This window comes from Sphingobacterium sp. UBA6317, assembly GCF_002440385.1.
Taxonomy (GTDB): Bacteria; Bacteroidota; Bacteroidia; order Sphingobacteriales; family Sphingobacteriaceae; genus Sphingobacterium; species Sphingobacterium multivorum.
Map to the genome: position 1 here is coordinate 23,800 of NZ_DJTD01000063.1, position 16,601 is coordinate 40,400.

17 protein-coding genes are annotated in these 16,601 nt (G+C 39.7%); 2 read left to right on the forward strand and 15 right to left on the reverse strand.

Going from position 1 to position 16,601, the window contains the following annotated elements:
- Positions 1 to 11 precede the first annotated feature (11 nt).
- Positions 12 to 902, forward strand: a complete 891-nt coding sequence (locus B3E92_RS20470) for a hypothetical protein (protein ID WP_070566215.1) — start codon at positions 12 to 14, stop codon at positions 900 to 902.
- Positions 903 to 925: 23 nt separating this feature from the next.
- On the opposite strand, the gene B3E92_RS20475 is transcribed toward B3E92_RS20470, so the two are convergent.
- The 12 genes from B3E92_RS20475 to B3E92_RS20530 all read right to left on the reverse strand — a co-directional run bounded on the left by B3E92_RS20475 (position 926) and on the right by B3E92_RS20530 (position 10,977).
- A complete protein-coding gene (locus B3E92_RS20475) occupies positions 926 to 1,216 on the reverse strand; it encodes a chaperone modulator CbpM (RefSeq protein ID WP_046672278.1) in 291 nt (96 codons plus the stop codon).
- Between the two features lie 4 nt (positions 1,217 to 1,220).
- Positions 1,221 to 2,153: a DnaJ C-terminal domain-containing protein gene (locus B3E92_RS20480; RefSeq protein ID WP_070566219.1), complete on the reverse strand. Its 933-nt coding sequence runs from the start codon at positions 2,151 to 2,153 to the stop codon at positions 1,221 to 1,223.
- A gap of 153 nt (positions 2,154 to 2,306) precedes the next feature.
- Entirely contained in the window at positions 2,307 to 3,881 is a 1,575-nt protein-coding gene (locus tag B3E92_RS20485; RefSeq protein WP_070566221.1) for a M28 family peptidase, read from the reverse strand.
- A gap of 179 nt (positions 3,882 to 4,060) precedes the next feature.
- The gene (gene rpiB, locus B3E92_RS20490) at positions 4,061 to 4,507 is read right to left on the reverse strand and encodes a ribose 5-phosphate isomerase B (protein ID WP_046672275.1); all 447 of its coding nucleotides are present in this window, start codon (positions 4,505 to 4,507) and stop codon (positions 4,061 to 4,063) included.
- 12 nt (positions 4,508 to 4,519) lie between these two features.
- Positions 4,520 to 5,380 (reverse strand): twin-arginine translocase subunit TatC, encoded by an 861-nt coding sequence (tatC, locus tag B3E92_RS20495; protein ID WP_070566223.1) that lies wholly within the window; start codon positions 5,378 to 5,380, stop codon positions 4,520 to 4,522.
- 76 nt (positions 5,381 to 5,456) lie between these two features.
- Positions 5,457 to 6,812: an acetyl-CoA carboxylase biotin carboxylase subunit gene (gene accC, locus B3E92_RS20500; protein WP_201639722.1), complete on the reverse strand. Its 1,356-nt coding sequence runs from the start codon at positions 6,810 to 6,812 to the stop codon at positions 5,457 to 5,459.
- Positions 6,813 to 6,885: 73 nt separating this feature from the next.
- Entirely contained in the window at positions 6,886 to 7,365 is a 480-nt protein-coding gene (accB, locus tag B3E92_RS20505; protein WP_046672272.1) for an acetyl-CoA carboxylase biotin carboxyl carrier protein, read from the reverse strand.
- A gap of 74 nt (positions 7,366 to 7,439) precedes the next feature.
- Entirely contained in the window at positions 7,440 to 8,429 is a 990-nt protein-coding gene (locus tag B3E92_RS20510; protein WP_046672271.1) for a beta-ketoacyl-ACP synthase III, read from the reverse strand.
- 7 nt (positions 8,430 to 8,436) lie between these two features.
- The gene (gene plsX, locus B3E92_RS20515; protein ID WP_070566225.1) at positions 8,437 to 9,375 is read right to left on the reverse strand and encodes a phosphate acyltransferase PlsX; all 939 of its coding nucleotides are present in this window, start codon (positions 9,373 to 9,375) and stop codon (positions 8,437 to 8,439) included.
- Positions 9,376 to 9,481: 106 nt separating this feature from the next.
- Complete coding sequence (rpmF, locus tag B3E92_RS20520) at positions 9,482 to 9,673, reverse strand: 50S ribosomal protein L32 (protein WP_046672269.1); 192 nt, start codon at positions 9,671 to 9,673, stop codon at positions 9,482 to 9,484.
- 14 nt (positions 9,674 to 9,687) lie between these two features.
- On the reverse strand, positions 9,688 to 10,224 hold the full coding sequence (locus B3E92_RS20525; protein WP_046672268.1) for a YceD family protein: 537 nt from the start codon (positions 10,222 to 10,224) through the stop codon (positions 9,688 to 9,690).
- 102 nt (positions 10,225 to 10,326) lie between these two features.
- On the reverse strand, positions 10,327 to 10,977 hold the full coding sequence (locus B3E92_RS20530) for an epoxyqueuosine reductase QueH (protein ID WP_070566227.1): 651 nt from the start codon (positions 10,975 to 10,977) through the stop codon (positions 10,327 to 10,329).
- A gap of 178 nt (positions 10,978 to 11,155) precedes the next feature.
- Here B3E92_RS20530 and B3E92_RS20535 point away from each other — a divergent pair, with 178 nt between their 5' ends.
- A complete protein-coding gene (locus B3E92_RS20535; RefSeq protein WP_070566229.1) occupies positions 11,156 to 12,316 on the forward strand; it encodes a hypothetical protein in 1,161 nt (386 codons plus the stop codon).
- 8 nt (positions 12,317 to 12,324) lie between these two features.
- On the opposite strand, the gene B3E92_RS20540 is transcribed toward B3E92_RS20535, so the two are convergent.
- The 3 genes from B3E92_RS20540 to B3E92_RS20550 form a co-directional block, all read right to left on the reverse strand.
- On the reverse strand, positions 12,325 to 13,176 hold the full coding sequence (locus B3E92_RS20540; protein WP_312194325.1) for a transglutaminase-like domain-containing protein: 852 nt from the start codon (positions 13,174 to 13,176) through the stop codon (positions 12,325 to 12,327).
- 97 nt (positions 13,177 to 13,273) lie between these two features.
- Positions 13,274 to 13,933, reverse strand: coding sequence for an ABC transporter ATP-binding protein (locus tag B3E92_RS20545; protein WP_046672265.1), 660 nt, complete (start codon positions 13,931 to 13,933; stop codon positions 13,274 to 13,276).
- Between the two features lie 103 nt (positions 13,934 to 14,036).
- Positions 14,037 to 16,439: an ABC transporter permease gene (locus B3E92_RS20550; protein WP_070566231.1), complete on the reverse strand. Its 2,403-nt coding sequence runs from the start codon at positions 16,437 to 16,439 to the stop codon at positions 14,037 to 14,039.
- Between the last annotated feature and the right edge of the window lie 162 nt (positions 16,440 to 16,601).

The following is a 16,601-nucleotide window of genomic DNA, read 5'->3' on the forward strand; positions in this document are numbered from 1 at the left end:
AGATCATAAATATGCAGAGCAGATTCATTCAAATTTTCTATTTTATTGTGGTTTTGGCCATGCTTTCTTCCTGTAAGTCCTATAAAGTGGTTCCCAACGGTTTTGCTGTACAAGGTGATGAGTATTTTGTTAATATTAACAAAGAGCTTACGGTATTCCTCGGGGATGATATTATGGAGGATAAAAATTGGCAAGGTAAGACTAATCCGATTAATGCAAAGCAGGTTGACAATCGATTTCGTCGTGTATTACGCCATTTACGCTATTCAGATACCGCGTATCAGGTTTTGTTTTCTGGACATCTGGAAGGAAAATATCAGTATGACATGCTTGCTGTAGTCAACAACTCGCCAAATGTAAAAGGGAAAAAAAATCACCTACTTGATTTAAGTTCTTTTCAACGGGAGCAAAATAAGGAGGGACGATATTTTTATACAACTACAACTTTTAAGGGGCAAAAGCTGCTTCATTTTGTAATTCCGTTTAATGGGCGCCTTTGGCAAGAGAAAATGGTGTCGCTGATCTTTCTTTTCCCGGAGGATTTTACCGATATCGCGTGGGCGAAGGATGTAGTGATGTCTAATGTTGCTATGTATCGCGATCGTTATAAATTTACCCCGAGCCGCACAGAGATTTTATGTCCTGATGATGGTAGTAGCCGTTCGCATTTAGATTATAAAATTCCGGAAGAAAAGGTGAATAAAACAGGTTACATGTTAATGAAAGCTTATGGTGAAGTTGACGGAGAACGAAAACTGGTTGTTTACCGCGTGATGAAGCCTGGTGATTTTTATGGTTCCTTTGTGACTTGTAAAGGGGATTATGAAATTCTATATACCACATTGCAGGACAAGATTGTTTGGCAGACCAAGGTGAATACAGAGCGGGATGTCAAATTCTAACGAAATAAATTGAAAGCCTTGGATCAATAATCCAGGGCTTTCAATTTATTCTTTAAATGTGAAATTTCATTTTGGAGCTGTTCAACTTTCTCCAATAGGTGACTGGCAACCTGAATTCCGGCAGGATTTACTTCAAGATCATAGTAGAGATTTGAAAAGCGTTCCAATTTTTGGAGCTCTTCTTCATCAATATATTGTTCTTCTTGTTGAATGACAATATGTATGAGTCCGTATTCCTCCATGGTTTGCAGGAATGTTGTTTCAACCTTTCTGGACTGGCAGAAGTCGATGACTTTAATGAGTGTCGTTTCCATAAGATTAGTGTTTTAAATCCTTCAATTGTTGGAACAAGGCCTTTTCTTCGGCAGACAGATTATTGGGCATTTGAATATTCAATGTGACATACAGATCGCCAAATTCACCTTCTTTGCGATACAAGGGGAATCCTTTTCCTTTAAGTCGCATTTTTGCACCATTTTGACTTTCGGCTTTAATCTTCAGTTTAACTTTGCCGCCGAATGTATCTAAAGTTGCTTCACCGCCTAAAATAGCTGTATAGAGGTCTATATCAAGTGTTGTGTATAAGTCATTCCCCTGACGTTTAAAACGGGCATCAGGCGTGATGTTGATAGTGATATAGAGATCTCCTTTTGGGCCACCGTTGATGCCCTCTCCGCCATAACCTTTCAGTTTGATCTTTTGACCATCCTCCACGCCAGCATGAATCGTGATGCGGATACTTTTTCCATTGATATTGAAGGTCTGTTGATGTGTCGTGTAAGCTTCTTGTAAGGTTAAGCTGAGCTCCGCATTAAGGTCCTGGCCGCGGAATGTACTTTGGCGGCCTCCTCCGCGTCTGCTACCAAACATCTGTTCGAAGAAATCAGAGAATTGCCCATCATCAAAGTTTCCAGTGTACTCATGGGAACCGCCACCACCAAATGGATTTCCTCCAGCGCCGAATGGATTTCCTCCGTTAGATTGTGACTGACGGTATTGTTGTTGCGCTTTTTCATACTCCTCTCCATGTTGCCAATGTTCACCGTATTGGTCATATTTTTTGCGCTTTTCGGGATCGGATAATACTTCATTTGCCTCATTAATCTCCTGAAATCGTTGTTTGGCCTCATTGTCATTGGGGTTGACATCAGGGTGGTATTTACGGGCTAGTTTTCGATATGCTTTTTTGATGTCATCAGCTGAAGCTGTTTTATCAATGCCAAGCACTTTATAGTAATCTACAAAAGCCATAAATTATACTTGTTTTGTATTAAAGATAACAATAATTGTGAATAAAAGGTTTATGCTAAAGGTCATTTTAGTACATAAAAAAGCAAGTAAACAATCATTTACTTGCTTTTTGTATTGTACAAAATAATCCTTGATAAAGCCGATAATTTGACCTTACTCTTTATTACTGTCGATGACCAGGCGATTTTCCCTATTGGCTATTTGCCATGCCGTGTAAAATGCGAGCTTTTCGCGTTTTACCATTAATGGAAAGTCGATCTTGTCATAGGTATCTGCAGGCGTGTGGTAGTCCGGATGCAGGCCCGAAAAATAAAAGACAGAAGGAATACCTTTCTTGGCAAAGTTATAATGATCGGATCTATAGTACAAACGCATAGGATCCTTTGGATTGTCATACATATAGTCAATCTCCAGTTTCGTATGTTTTTCATTCTCATTTTTATTGATCTCATATAACTCGGAGCTCAATTTATCTGAACCGATAGCGTGGATATAATCATGATTGCCTTTGAGATGCTTGTCGTCGACACGGCCGATCATATCGATATTGATGCAAGCAACGGTGTTTTTCAATGGAAATATGGGGTTTTCTGTATAGAACTTGGAACCTAGTAAACCTTTTTCTTCTGCAGCATAGGTGATGAACAAAATACTGCGACGTGGGCCATTTCCTGTTGATTTAGCTTTCGAAAAAGCGCGTGCCAATTCAAGGACGGCTGTTGTGCCCGAGGCATTGTCATCGGCCCCAAAGAAGATATTGCCTTTGGAATCCATTCCATCATGGTCGTAGTGGCCTCCGATCACAACGATTTCGTCTTTTTTATCTGTTCCTCCCAGATAGCCAAGAATGTTTGGATCAGCTAAAGCAGCCGCATTGGTGCCAAACTCAGCTTTAAAATTTGTTGAAATAACAAAGGAATTAGGTTTTCCCGTACGATTAATCTTTGCAACAACAGTAGCAAGGTTAGTTCTCGCCAGGTTTAGTATATAATTTGCGGCATGGTCTGTAATGTTGACTACAGGGATCATTGCCGACTTTTCCGGCGCAGGTTGGTCCACCGCCAAATTGTAACGACCCTCAATAGCACGGTCTCCCGCATCCTCCAAAAGTTGGGACAGCTGACTATTGATCGCTAATACCATTTTGGGATTGTGTTTAAGGATCTCTTTGACTTTTTTATTTCGGGTTGTTGCCCAGTCCGACGCAGTCTTTTTGCTGCTAATCCATGAATTTCCTTTCTCATCTGTTGGCTCATTCTCATTGATCAACATAACGATCTTATTGTGGAGATCCAAGCCCGAGATATCCGAATACTTGGGGTCATCTATGCCATAACCAATAAACACGATTTCATTGCTTTCGAAGAATTTGTTCTCGTTGTTGCCAATGACGAAAATGTCCTTACCATGCTGGAAGGGCCTGTCGTTAATACTAAATTGCTTTACTTTAAAGCTGTTGCGAATTAGTTGCAGGGGTTGGAAATAGGATCCGTTGACAGGTGCACTAAGTCCATATTTTTTAAATTCATTGGCAATATATTCTGCTGCCAGACGTCCGCCTTTTTGGCCGGTTCCTCGGCCTTCAAAATCGACAGAAGCTAAAGTGCGCAGATGCTTCTGTGTAGATTCTACCGTGATTTCATCGGCATATTTACTGTTTATGTCCTGTGCATTTGCACAGCTCATCAGAGCGCATGCTATCCAAAGCAGGTTGTATATTTTCTTCATTGTTTATTTTTTACTAGTGTGACTTTCAGTACCTTATTTTGTAATTTAATTAACCAGATCAGCTGCGTATCATCTCCTTAATTGATATAACAGGTGTCGTTATCTGCACAATATATAAAAAAAAGCGGATGAAAAGTGTAATTTGCTTTTCATCCGCTTCTTAAAATATGTTAATTTACCTAACAGCTACAAGCTATTTTGTTTACGCGGTTAGCGTGACGCCCACCTTCGAATTCCGTGTTTATAAATGTGTTGACGATCTTTTTAGCGAGGTCAAGGTCGATAAAACGTGCAGGTATACATACGACGTTCGCATCATTATGCTGACGGGCTAAAGCCGAAATTTCCTCCAACCAACAGATAGCAGCACGAATATTTTGGTGTTTATTAGCTGTGATAGCAACACCATTTGCACTTCCACAAATTAAGACTCCAGCATCAGCTTCTTTATTTTCTACTGCTGATGCAACTGGGTGTGCGAAATCTGGATAATCAACTGAATCTGGAGAGTTTGTTCCAAAGTCTGTTACCTCATAACCCAGTTCATTTAGAAAACTTACCAAAGCTGTTTTGTATTCAAAGCCGGCATGGTCACTTCCAATCGCAATTTTCTTTACGCTGCTCATTTTATTGTTATTTTATTTTTCTTGTGCTAATTTTTTTCTTTTGACATCGGCCGAAACCATGATACTTATCTCATATAATAAGAACATTGGTGCTGCAACGGTCAGCATGGTGATGATATCTGCGGAAGGTGTAATGATAGCTGCTATCACTAAAATAATTACAGTTGCATAACGACGGCTGGCCCGCATAAATTCAGGGGTCATAATGCCTATTTTCGAGAGAATAAATACCAGTATCGGGAGTAGGAAAACAATTCCACAGCCCAATGTTAACGTTGCTATCGTAGAAAGGTAGTTATCAATGGTAATCTGGTTGACGATCTCATCACTTAGGGATACGTTGGCTAGAAAGTTGATGGATAAGGGTACAACAATGTAGTATCCGAAGAGTGCTCCTAAAATAAACAATAAAGAAGAGTAAAAAACAAACCCGCGTGCAGACCGTCTTTCCACATCGGTCAGTGCTGGTTTTACAAATAACCAAATTTCAAAAAGGAGGTAGGGGAATCCCATCATCAAAGCCATCAATAAACAGGAGTTTATCTGAAGCATAAATTGACCTGCTAGTTCGGTATTGATGATATTAAAAGGAATTTTCTTGACACAGAAGTCTGCTAAATTGAAAGCATCTGCTGCCTTACACATCATGCGATAGGTCCAAAAATTTAAATTCTTTGGCCCCATGATGATATCGTTGAATACGAAATCGTAGAATGTAAAGGCAATACCTGCAAAGATACAGATCGCAATTGCTGAACGGACCAAATGCCATCTTAAAACCTCAAGGTGGTCAAAAAAAGACATTTCCGCTTCTATATTCTTCCCTTTATCTTTAATAGCTTGTATTAGATCTTTCGAATTAGGTGTACTCATAAAAATTGTTTGGAAACAAAAATACCATTCTTATTGTAAAGAATGGTATTTTTTATGTATGTAAAGATAATTTTATTTAATCTTCTGCAGGATATTCCTTTAGGTCGAAAGTTTCCATAAACTTTGTCGTGAAATTGCCGGCTCTAAAGTTAGGGTCGCGCATCAATCTCAAATGCAAAGGAATGGTTGTTTTGATCCCTTCAATGACGAATTCACTCAATGCACGTTCCATAGTACAAATTGCTTCTTCACGTGTTTGCGCAACGGTGATCAATTTAGCAATCATAGAATCATAGTTTGGCGGAATTGAGTAACCAGAATAAACGTGTGTATCTACACGTACACCATGTCCACCTGGTGAGTGGAAGTTGGTGATTTTACCTGGTGAAGGACGGAAATTGTTGAAAGGATCCTCCGCATTGATACGACATTCGATCGCATGCATTCCTGGTTCGTAGTTTTTTCCGGAGATCGGAATTCCTGCGGCCACCTTAATTTGTTCTTTGATCAGATCAAAGTTGATGACTTCTTCCGTTACCGGGTGTTCTACTTGGATACGTGTGTTCATTTCCATAAAGTAGAAGTTGCGGTGTTTGTCAACCAAGAATTCGATTGTACCAGCACCTTCATAGTTTACAGCTTTAGCACCTTTAACAGCAGCCTCTCCCATTTCAGCTCTCAATTCGGGAGTCATAAAAGGTGATGGCGATTCTTCAATCAATTTTTGATGACGACGTTGGATCGAACAGTCACGTTCAGATAGATGACATACTGTACCGAATTGGTCACCCACAATTTGGAATTCGATATGACGCGGTTCCTCTACATATTTTTCAAGGTAGATACCGTCGTTACCGAACGCAGCCGCAGATTCGACACGCGCAGAATCCCAAGCTGGTTCAAACTCTTCGTCTTTCCAAATGATGCGCATACCACGGCCACCACCACCGGCTGTAGCCTTGATGATAACTGGGTAGCCGATTTCATTGGCTAAGGTAATACCTTCTTTTACGTTTGAGATCAAACCATCGGACCCTGGAACAGTAGGAACACCAGCTTTTTTCATGGTATCTTTTGCACGGGATTTATCACCCATTTTCTCGATCTGCTCTGCAGTTGCACCAATAAATTTGATACCGTACTCTGCACAGATAGCTGAGAAACGAGCATTTTCCGACAAGAAACCATATCCTGGGTGAATCGCATCTGCATTTGTTAATTCAGCTGCAGAAATAATATTCGGAATGTTTAAGTAAGAGTCTCTACTCGGTGGAGGACCAATACAAACTGCTTCATCCGCAAATCTTACGTGTAAACTATCGCGATCGGCAGTGGAATATACTGCGACACTCTTGATACCCATTTCACGACAGGTACGGATAATGCGCAGGGCAATCTCGCCTCTATTTGCAATTAATATTTTTTTGAACATTGTCTTGAATTATGAAGTTTGCAAAAAATGTAGCCCTTTGGAGGCTACATGTATTCATTTACGTAATTGTAAATTACTTAGGCTCAACTAAGAATAATGGTTGGTCGAACTCAACAGGTTGAGCGTCTTCTACCAAAATCTTAACGATTTTACCTGAAACTTCAGATTCAATTTCGTTGAATAATTTCATTGCTTCAATGATGCATAGTACAGAACCGGTATTGATATCATCACCAACATTGACGAAAGATGGTTTACCAGGTCCAGCCGAACGGTAAAATGTACCGATCATTGGTGATTTGATTGTGATCAAGTTTGCTTCAGCGCTTGCGGCTGGTGCTGCAGGGCTAGCTACTGGAGCTGGTGCCGCTGCTTGTGCAACTTGAGGAGCAGCAATTGGAGCAACAGCAGGAACAGTCGCTGTTACGTACGTAGGCTCTTGATTTGTTTTTATTGTAATTTTAAAATCTTGCTCTTCAATTGAGACTTCATTCACACCTGATTTTGAAACGAATTTAATCAAGTCCTGAATTTGTTTGATATCCATACCCATAGTATTCTAGGTTTTGTTTGTTTCTAAAAAATTCTAACTGTCAAAAGTAATAAATTATACCATAAAATGGACAACTAATACGCCCATTTTAAATAGATGGATCCCCAAGTGAAACCTCCACCGAAAGCAGCAAGGATAAGATTATCTCCTTTCTTCAATTGAGATTCCCATTCCCACAAGCATAAAGGAATAGTACCACTGGTGGTATTTCCATATTTTTGAATGTTCACCATCACTTTTTCTTCCGGAAGCCCCACACGTTCTGCCGTTGCATCAATAATACGTTTGTTGGCCTGATGAGGCACCAACCAAGCAATATCTTCTGACTTTAAGTTATTTTTGACCATAACTTCATGTGCTACATCAGCCATATTGGTTACTGCAAATTTAAACACCGTACGACCTTCTTGGTAAGCGTAATGTAATCCTGCATCTACAGTTGCATGCGACGCCGGATTCAGCGAACCCCCACCTTTGATATTCAAAAACTGTCCTCCGGAACCATCGGTTTTTAAAATAGCATCTTGTATACCCATGCCTTCTTCATTTGGCTCCAATAATACACAGCCACAACCATCACCAAATAGGATACAGGTATTGCGGTCTTGGTAATTGATGACCGAAGACATTTTATCGGCACCGATAACAAGGACTTTTTTATGAGTGCCAGCAGTGATAAATTGTGTTCCTGTATTCAGACCGAACAAGAAACCTGAACAAGCCGCCTGAAGATCAAATCCCCATGCATTTGTAGCTCCGATTTTATCGGCCAGAATATTTGCAGTCGCAGGGAACAGCATATCTGGTGTGCTTGTACAAAAGATAATAAGGTCAATATCTGTAGCAGCTATACCTCTTTTTTTCAATAAACCTTGCACTGCAGGTACAGCAAGATCTGAAGTAGCAAGACCTTCACCTTTTAAGATGCGACGCTCTTTGATTCCCGTTCTGGAAACAATCCATTCGTCGTTGGTGTCGACCATTGTTTCCAATTCTTTGTTAGTAAGGATATAATCCGGAACGTAACCATTTACAGCCGTGATTGCGGCGTGAATCTTTGACATAAATACTCTAATTGAAAATAGATCTGATGCTGTCAATGAACTTAGACTCGATCATATCTCTTGAAAATAAAACCATATTTTTAATGGCCTCAGGTGTCGAAATACCATGGCCAATAATGACAGGAGCATTAACTCCCAAGATCGGGCTACCGCCGTACTGCTCGTAGTTGAATCGGTCGAAGAAATCATCTTTAAAACCTTTTTTCAACGTCACTACATAAAATGATTCTGCGAGTTTCAAGACGACGTTGCCTGTAAATCCATCACAGACGTAAACGTCGGCATGGTCACTGAACAGATCACGGCCTTCTGCATTTCCGATAAAGTTAATCTTGTCGTTGGCTTTAAGTAGGGGGTAGGTAGAGGTTGTTAGGATGTTTCCTTTTTCTTCTTCTTCTCCGATATTCAATAATCCCACTTTAGGGGTGGATACATTAAACACATGTTCGGCAAAGACACTTCCCAAGATTGCAAATTGGTTCAACATCTCTGGTTTACAGTCCGCATTAGCGCCGACGTCCAATAAGATTCCGAAGCCTGATTTTAATTTGGGAACAATGGATGCTATTGCAGGGCGTAATACGCCTGGGATAGCTTTAACGCTAAACATTGAGCCCACAAGCATGGCGCCAGTATTACCAGCAGAAGCGAATGAGTCAATTTCTTTGTTTTTTAAATATTCAAATCCCTTCGCAATACTTGAGTTGGGTTTTTGAGTTATTGCTTTGGTTGGATGTTCACCCATTGCAATGACTTCTGGAGCCTCCACATATTCAAAGTCAGATGAATTTCCTCCGGCTTGATTGATTAATTGTTTAGTCTCTTCAGTTTTACCAAAAAGGACTATTTTTTGGTCTCCAGTAAGCTGTTTTTGTGCTTCAATAGCACCTGTTATCGTTGCTTTAGGAGCATAATCTCCTCCTAAAATATCTAAACCAATCTTCATCCGTTATTATTTAGTAAATCAATAATACGCAAAAAACATCCCAAAGTAAAGCAAATTTCTAAAATAGTGCTTGTCTGGGATGTTTTGGTGTTATGAAAGGTTTACCTTAGACAACAGCTGTATTTTCAATGATCAATTTACCGTTGTAGTACAAGTTTCCGTCTACAGTATATGCACGGTGAGGTAAATGAACTGCGCCAGTTTCTTTACATACTGTCAAGCTTGGAGCTTCAGCTTTATAATGTGTTCTTCTTTTGTCTCTTCTTGATTTAGAAGTTTTACGTTTTGGATGTGCCATCTCGTATTCTTGTTTTAGTTATTTTTAATATTTCTCAATGCTTCCCAACGTGGGTCGATAATTTCTTCTTCTTTTTGTTCCTCTGAATCAGGCTCGCTTGTAAATAACGCGAGCATCTCAGGATCACATTGTATGCCTTGTCCCTGCTCTTCACATTTGACGATATAGGGAACAGCTAAATTAATGTATTCGTATAATAACTCAGCTATATCCAACTCATGGTCGCTTTTGGATAAGATCAACACCTCTTCGGTATTATCTGTCCAATCTTCATCCGTGAATTTGACTAATATTCGTTCTTGAATTGAAATCGGTGACATAAACTCTTTTAAGCAGGTATCACAAGTCAATTGAATTTCGCCTTGGATATCAAAATGCAAAATCAAAAGATTTTCTTGTTTTTGCAATTCAACTTCTGCTTTCAGATTGCCATCTTTTACAATCGAATGTTCGTAGCAGTCAAAGAACTTTTTATTAATGTCAAACTCAAAATTGTGCTTTCCAGCGTTGAGCCCCGAAAAGGGAATTCTATATTGTTTTAGATGTTTCACAATCTTGCATTTGAGCCTGCAAAGGTATGTATAAAATCATTAGGATAGAAATATTTTTTCAAATATTCCGAAGCAAAGCTTCATATACACCAGTAACAGGACTTATTCATAATAATTTTTGCCTAACTCTATCTTTTCGCGCCCATTTGCCATACGCCATTTGTTAGTATCGCGTAGCGAATAAGCACAGCCGCAATATTCCTGCATATAAAATTTCTCCTTTTTGGAGACTTCAAGCATACGGGCAGAACCACCTTTCTTACGCCAGTTGAAAGTCCAATACTCCATCCCTTCATGGCGGGAGGCAGCACGTAAACCACAATCATTGATCTGCTCCATGTTTTTCCAACGGGAGATACCCAGCGAACTTGAAATCACATCAAAGCCATTGGCAGCCGCATACTCAGCCGTTTTTTCAAAACGCATATCAAAACACATCGTGCAACGGATGCCTCTTTCAGGCTCTTGCTCCATCCCTTTGGCCAAATCAAACCAATGATCAACATCGTAGTCCGCATCAATAAAAGGGATATTATGTTTTTCCGCAAATCGGATGTTCTCGTCTTTGCGTAAATCATATTCTTTGCGGGGATGAATGTTGGGATTGTAAAAATAGATTGTAAAATCGATATCCGAAGCAATGAGTGCTTCCATCACTTCTCCAGAACACGGAGCACAGCAGGAGTGTAAAAGTAATTTTTTGCCCTCTCCCGGTAATGTCAACGTCTCCCTTACAAATTCCTTATTTTCCATAATCGTATGTGCTAACAAAAACAAAGGCAATTTTAATCAAAAAGTAGCGGATTGACAAATATTTCCGTTTTACTTATACGGGTTTGCCCCTAAAAGAATCATATAAATTCATTGATATTCTGCATATATTAGTAGATTTGTATGTTTAACGCAATACGCTATTTTTAATAAAAAATATATGAAATTTTCGTTTCAATCCTGTATTATCCTATTCGTTGCCAGTGTAATAGGTTTTACTTCTTGCAAGAAACTGGATGATGAGCCTGTACGAACGGGGGCTACTTTGATCTCTAGATTATATGTTTCTTTCTCGGATTACGACCAGAACAATTCTGCGCTTAAAAACATGATGATTATCGATCCGGCTGATACGACCAATTTAGATAATATCTATCAATATCTTTCTCCGGCAAAAGGGGGCGGACCAATTCTTTTTGATGCTGCTGCCCGGGCTATCTTTCAGGCGAGTGTTACGGCACAGGATACCTTTCTTCAGGTGATTCCATTTGCCAATGAGATCTATGGAATTCCCGGTAATGCAGGTGCTATTGGATACCGCGGTTTTACGAATGTTAGGGGATTGGCCTATTATACGTATGCCCAACAAAATGGTACATCTGGATCTGTAACAACACCATTTCTTTTGGCGGTTACAAATCGCGGAGTAGGTAATTCCATGTTATATGCGATAAGTACACCAAGTGGAAAAGTGGGATCAAAAGGTGGAGCACCAATCATTGACAAACAGATTAACCTTGGGAACCTGGTTCCGAGTTCACTGACTTTATTGAATAGCAATACAAGTGATAGTAATGAGAAATTGGTGCTGATTGGTTTTAATAATGAAGGAACAGAAAATAGAAGTGGTTTTGCTGTATATTCTCAACTCAAACAAGAACTCATCGACCGTCCTCGCGATACCATTGTAGCTTCCACTAGATTTACGCCAGTGATGAAAGTATATATCAATGGTAAAACGGGATTAGGCTCGGTATCCTATGCACCCAAAAAGGGTTTGTTGGCGGTAACTTCCGGTAGTGAAGTGCTATTTTTCAAAGATCCAAAAACCTTATTTAGTGGAGGCACGGACAAAACTGTGGCGCCTGATTACGTCATCGGTGGGGCTAATACAGGCTTAGTAAAACCTTGGGGGATAGCCATTGATGATCGTACAGAACAAGGGAAATTCTTTTATGTTTCTGATCTAACGAATCGTACAATTTCGCGTTTTCCATTGCTAGGTGAAGGCAATATAAAACCCGATATTGCAGCGAAAACCTATGGCTCTTTGACGCCGAATTATATCTTTTTAGATGCTCGTGAAGCTAATATTTTCTAACGTGCAGTTTAAGCAAGCAACTGGAAAAGCGCTTTGATTTCCTGTTGCTTGTTTGAACTTTCATGTTCCTCGTAGGCAGACATCAAGTTTCGCAAAGCTCGTTTAAGGATGGTCACATTATCGCAGGGATAGGTGAATTCTCTATCCGGATTGAGGTTCAGTTGCTTCAAAAATGAATTTACATCGCTTTTTTGCATAACCTGCCCACGATTAAAGGCATTGATGTAAAACAGCACATTTTCATTCCCTTCTTCATCCGAATCCATATACGCCAATACAAAATGCTTTGGTAAATTAATACCGTAGATCGGAATGTCCAATTTTTGTGCAATGATACTGTAAATGCAGGATAGGGTTAAGGGATTCCCCTGTTTGGTATCGAGTACTTGACCAATATAGGAATTCTGTGGATGATGATAATCCTTTGTATTTCCTGTTAGGCCGAAGGAGCCAAAAAGAACATGATTCATCAGGTTCACTTTTTCCAGCGGGCTCATGTCGTAATGCAAACCGCGCCATACCTCAGTTTTGAGGTCTTCTATCGCTAAAACAATCTTATGATCCTCATAAGAAGGATATTGATAATTATTGAGGATAATTAATCCTTCCAGTAGATTGAATGAGTTACTCAGGTTCCAAATCTGTAATTCGTTTTTGGTCTGATCAAATTGAATTTCATGGATAATATTCTCTAATCGACCCTGTATGTGAGGATCGAAGCTGGACTCCCAAAATTTTTCCAAATAGGGTACAATCTCAGGACCTTGGCTTTTTAACTGGTGCTCCACTTCCTGAATAATCTGTTGGTCGGTGTCGTCCAACAGGGATATTAGCGATTTTAACTCTCTCTCATTCATCATAACGAAGTTAACTAATTGATTCGAGATATGAGCTAAAAAAATCCCTACCGTCATTGATGTACTGCGTAGGGATTATCCAGGTTAAATTGGCATACAATTATTTGAGCTGACCATCCAGCATATTGACAACTCTTTTACCATATTCGGCATTCTTTTCAGAATGGGTTACTTGTATAATTGTAACGCCATCATCGTTGAGCTGTTTGAATAAATCCATGATTTCTTCGCCTTGTTTGGAATTTAAGTTACCCGTAGGCTCATCGGCCAGCAATAACTTCGGTGATCCCGCCAATGCACGCGCTATACCGACAATCTGTTGCTGACCACCGGATAGCTGGGCCGGGAAGAGATCCTTCTTCCCGACAATGCCAAAGCGATCAAGCATATCGGCAACAATAGCTTTTCTTTCTTTGCTTGAAATGTCTTTATAGATCAAGGGTGTTTCGATATTTTCATACACGGTCAATTCATCCAGGAGATGATAAGCTTGAAATACATAGCCTATGTGGGATTGATATAGTTGCGTTCTTTTCTTTGCTTTCATTTCCAATACATTCTCGCCCATAAAGATATATTCACCCTCATCAGGTTCATCAAGCATACCGATAATATTTAATAAAGTTGATTTTCCAGACCCTGATGGCCCCATGATGGAGATAAAATCACCTTCAGCAATATCGAGACTTACATCTTTAAGGACGAATGAGCGTGTACCACCTACGTTATACCACTTGAATAAATTTTTTAATTGTATCATTTTTTAGTATTGAGATCTTAGATATTCTTGTTTTATATTTTTATTAGTCATCATAATTACTGTTCGACTGGGGAATAGGGCCCTTTACCGCTCAAATTATCTTTTATTCATCGCGCAGGCTATCTATTGGATTTGTTTTTGCGACTTTTATAGATTGGAAGCTGATGGAAACCAATATGAGGATAAATATGCAAAATATTGGGATCAAAAACGACCACCAGGACAGCTGAATATGATAGGCGAAATTGGAAAGCCATTTATTCATGAGTAGATAGGCTATTGGAAGGGCTATGCCGATCCCGACTAAAAAGAGCTTGAAAAATGGTTTGTTCAATTGAATAAAGAGCAATTGTACCGAGGCCCCCAGTACTTTGCGGATGCTCATTTCCTTTTTTCGTAATGCCGCCTGATACGCCGCCATACTAAATAGCCCTAAGGCCGCGATGATAACCGAAAGGCTGGTGAAACTATTAAAAGCAGTCTGCAATTCGTGCTGTTTTTTGTGCTGTAAAGCATATTGCTCATCCATAAAAGAATAATCAAGAGGCAGATCTTTTGCGGATGGATTTTTCTCCCATTCTGCTTTGACTGTATTGATGGCCTGATCAACCATTCCCGGTTTTGTTTTGACCATGAGGGTTGTCTGAAAGCGCATAGTACCACATTCGTTTTTAAATGAATATAGGCTCGGCTGAACTACATTTTCAAAGCCATAAGCTTTACTGTCTTTGACTAAGCCAACAATTTCAAAGGTGACATCACAGCCTTTGATTTTAGCACCTATCGGGTTTTCGAGTCCTAAATTTTTGGCTGCAGATTCGTTGATAATAGCATAGTTGGCCAAGGAATCGTGAAGCAGTTGATCTATTGAAACAGTGGTGTTTCCTTGTATACTGGAGATATTTAGCGTCTTGAAGTATCCAGGATCAATACCGACATGTGCAAACGAAACGTTTTTTTGAGCATAGGAAAAATCCATTTTGGGAGGTTGTTCGCCTTCCCCTGGAATATTTGTCGCTGATGCAACAGAGGCAATACTTGGATCATTTTCTAACCGACGTTTTAGTTGTTGATAGGAACCATCAATTTTGGAATCATAATACATGCCTATTCCTTTGAAATTAACAACCTGTGCAGGCTCAAATCCTTTATCCGCCTGCTGCATATAATTTAGCTGTGCCCTAATAACCAGCATGCCCGATATAAATAGGATGGCCATACTGATCTGAAAAGTTAGTAGTGCGTTTCGAAATGTGCCCTTTTTGAGAATGGAAGTCAGTCCACCTTTTAGGAGATTAACAGATTTGAAGCCAGAGAGTATGATCGCTGGGTATATTGCCGATAGAATTGTTGTCAATAGTACGGCAATAGCAAGTTGGGCGATTGTCTCCGAACTCAAAATATAACCCTTAAGATCATCATTAAACCATTTTTGGAGAATATTTCCTGTGAGGGCCAAAGTAACGAAACTTAGAATTGCAGCACTGAAAGTCAGAATAAATACTTCCAGTACCAATTGCCTAACGATAGCCCAACGTGAGCTTCCCAATATTTTTTTGAGCGCGAGTTCCTTAATGCGTTGATCCGCTTGTGCCATAATCATATTGGCAAAATTGGCAGAGGCGAGTAAGAGGATCAAAACGGAGAGAATACCAATAATCCACGTGATGATATAAGCCGTGTTACTTCCTGTTTTTGGCCGAAGGTGAAGGTTGGACAGTGGGTCTAGGTAGATCCTCCCTTTGGCATAACTGGAGGAGCGGATTTTATCTTTCGGTGCAATTTCTTTCTGGTAAAGCGCGTTGATGCGATTGGTCAACTTCGTGATATCCGTACCGGGACGTACTTGAATATAAGTTTGATACAAAAAAGGATTATTATTGGCGAAAAGGTCCTGCGGTTCACGGATAAACAGGAGATCGTAATCAATCATGGATAGACCTTGCTCTTTGATTGTACCGTAGATTGTTTCCTGCACACCTAGAGCAAGGCTTATAGCTGGAATCGACTGGGGGCTGTCAAAATTTAAGTCTTCTTTTTTGAATAGTTGTTCGGCAATATGGCTTTTGACCATGGTCGCATCCTTTTGATCCTTGTTTTTGTAGAGCGGTCCGGTCGCATTTTCGATTTGAAAGATTCGTGCGGCTGAGGAGTCAATCAGTGCAGCATTTTTAATAAGGACTGTTTTTTCACCAAAAAGGGGATAACTTCCATAATTGTAAACTATTTTTCGACCTGCATAGACGATATCAGGTAAATTCTGTTTTAGCAATGGAGCCAGAGAAGGTGAAGTTTCGTCCGTAAATGCACCTTCTGCTTCAAGGCCAATTTGGTAGATATCCTTGTAATGTGGATTCCATTTATCGTAGCTGGTCTCTCGATTGATGTATTGATAGGAAAGGATAAAACCGGTAAAACCCAAGGTCAATCCAATTATATTTAGAAGAGTAAATCCTTTGTTTTTTAAGAGTTTACGCCAAGCTAGTTTGAAATCATTTTTTGTCATCTTACGCTGGATATGTATGCTTAAACCAAGTAGAATTATTTCACTCAATTAAAATTACAATCCCCTTGCCAGTGTCGTAATAGTTTTATTATAAATAACTTATCGTGTTTTTGTTTTGTTTTTGAATGTTCGATTTCGAACAGTTTACGTCCAGAATCGAAC

What these genes read in the sequence shown, in the direction of transcription:
- B3E92_RS20470 (WP_070566215.1), top strand. Translation starts at nt 12, where the DNA reads ATGCAGAGCAGATTCATTCAAATTTTCTATTTTATTGTGGTTTTGGCC.
- B3E92_RS20475 (WP_046672278.1), bottom strand. Translation starts at nt 1,216, where the DNA reads ATGGAAACGACACTCATTAAAGTCATCGACTTCTGCCAGTCCAGAAAG.
- B3E92_RS20480 (WP_070566219.1), bottom strand. Translation starts at nt 2,153, where the DNA reads ATGGCTTTTGTAGATTACTATAAAGTGCTTGGCATTGATAAAACAGCT.
- B3E92_RS20485 (WP_070566221.1), bottom strand. Translation starts at nt 3,881, where the DNA reads ATGAAGAAAATATACAACCTGCTTTGGATAGCATGCGCTCTGATGAGC.
- rpiB (WP_046672275.1), bottom strand. Translation starts at nt 4,507, where the DNA reads ATGAGCAGCGTAAAGAAAATTGCGATTGGAAGTGACCATGCCGGCTTT.
- tatC (WP_070566223.1), bottom strand. Translation starts at nt 5,380, where the DNA reads ATGAGTACACCTAATTCGAAAGATCTAATACAAGCTATTAAAGATAAA.
- accC (WP_201639722.1), bottom strand. Translation starts at nt 6,812, where the DNA reads ATGTTCAAAAAAATATTAATTGCAAATAGAGGCGAGATTGCCCTGCGC.
- accB (WP_046672272.1), bottom strand. Translation starts at nt 7,365, where the DNA reads ATGGGTATGGATATCAAACAAATTCAGGACTTGATTAAATTCGTTTCA.
- B3E92_RS20510 (WP_046672271.1), bottom strand. Translation starts at nt 8,429, where the DNA reads ATGTCAAAGATTCACGCCGCAATCACGGCTGTAAATGGTTACGTTCCG.
- plsX (WP_070566225.1), bottom strand. Translation starts at nt 9,375, where the DNA reads ATGAAGATTGGTTTAGATATTTTAGGAGGAGATTATGCTCCTAAAGCA.
- rpmF (WP_046672269.1), bottom strand. Translation starts at nt 9,673, where the DNA reads ATGGCACATCCAAAACGTAAAACTTCTAAATCAAGAAGAGACAAAAGA.
- B3E92_RS20530 (WP_070566227.1), bottom strand. Translation starts at nt 10,977, where the DNA reads ATGGAAAATAAGGAATTTGTAAGGGAGACGTTGACATTACCGGGAGAG.
- B3E92_RS20535 (WP_070566229.1), top strand. Translation starts at nt 11,156, where the DNA reads ATGAAATTTTCGTTTCAATCCTGTATTATCCTATTCGTTGCCAGTGTA.
- B3E92_RS20540 (WP_312194325.1), bottom strand. Translation starts at nt 13,176, where the DNA reads ATGATGAATGAGAGAGAGTTAAAATCGCTAATATCCCTGTTGGACGAC.
- B3E92_RS20545 (WP_046672265.1), bottom strand. Translation starts at nt 13,933, where the DNA reads ATGATACAATTAAAAAATTTATTCAAGTGGTATAACGTAGGTGGTACA.
- B3E92_RS20550 (WP_070566231.1), bottom strand. Translation starts at nt 16,439, where the DNA reads ATGACAAAAAATGATTTCAAACTAGCTTGGCGTAAACTCTTAAAAAAC.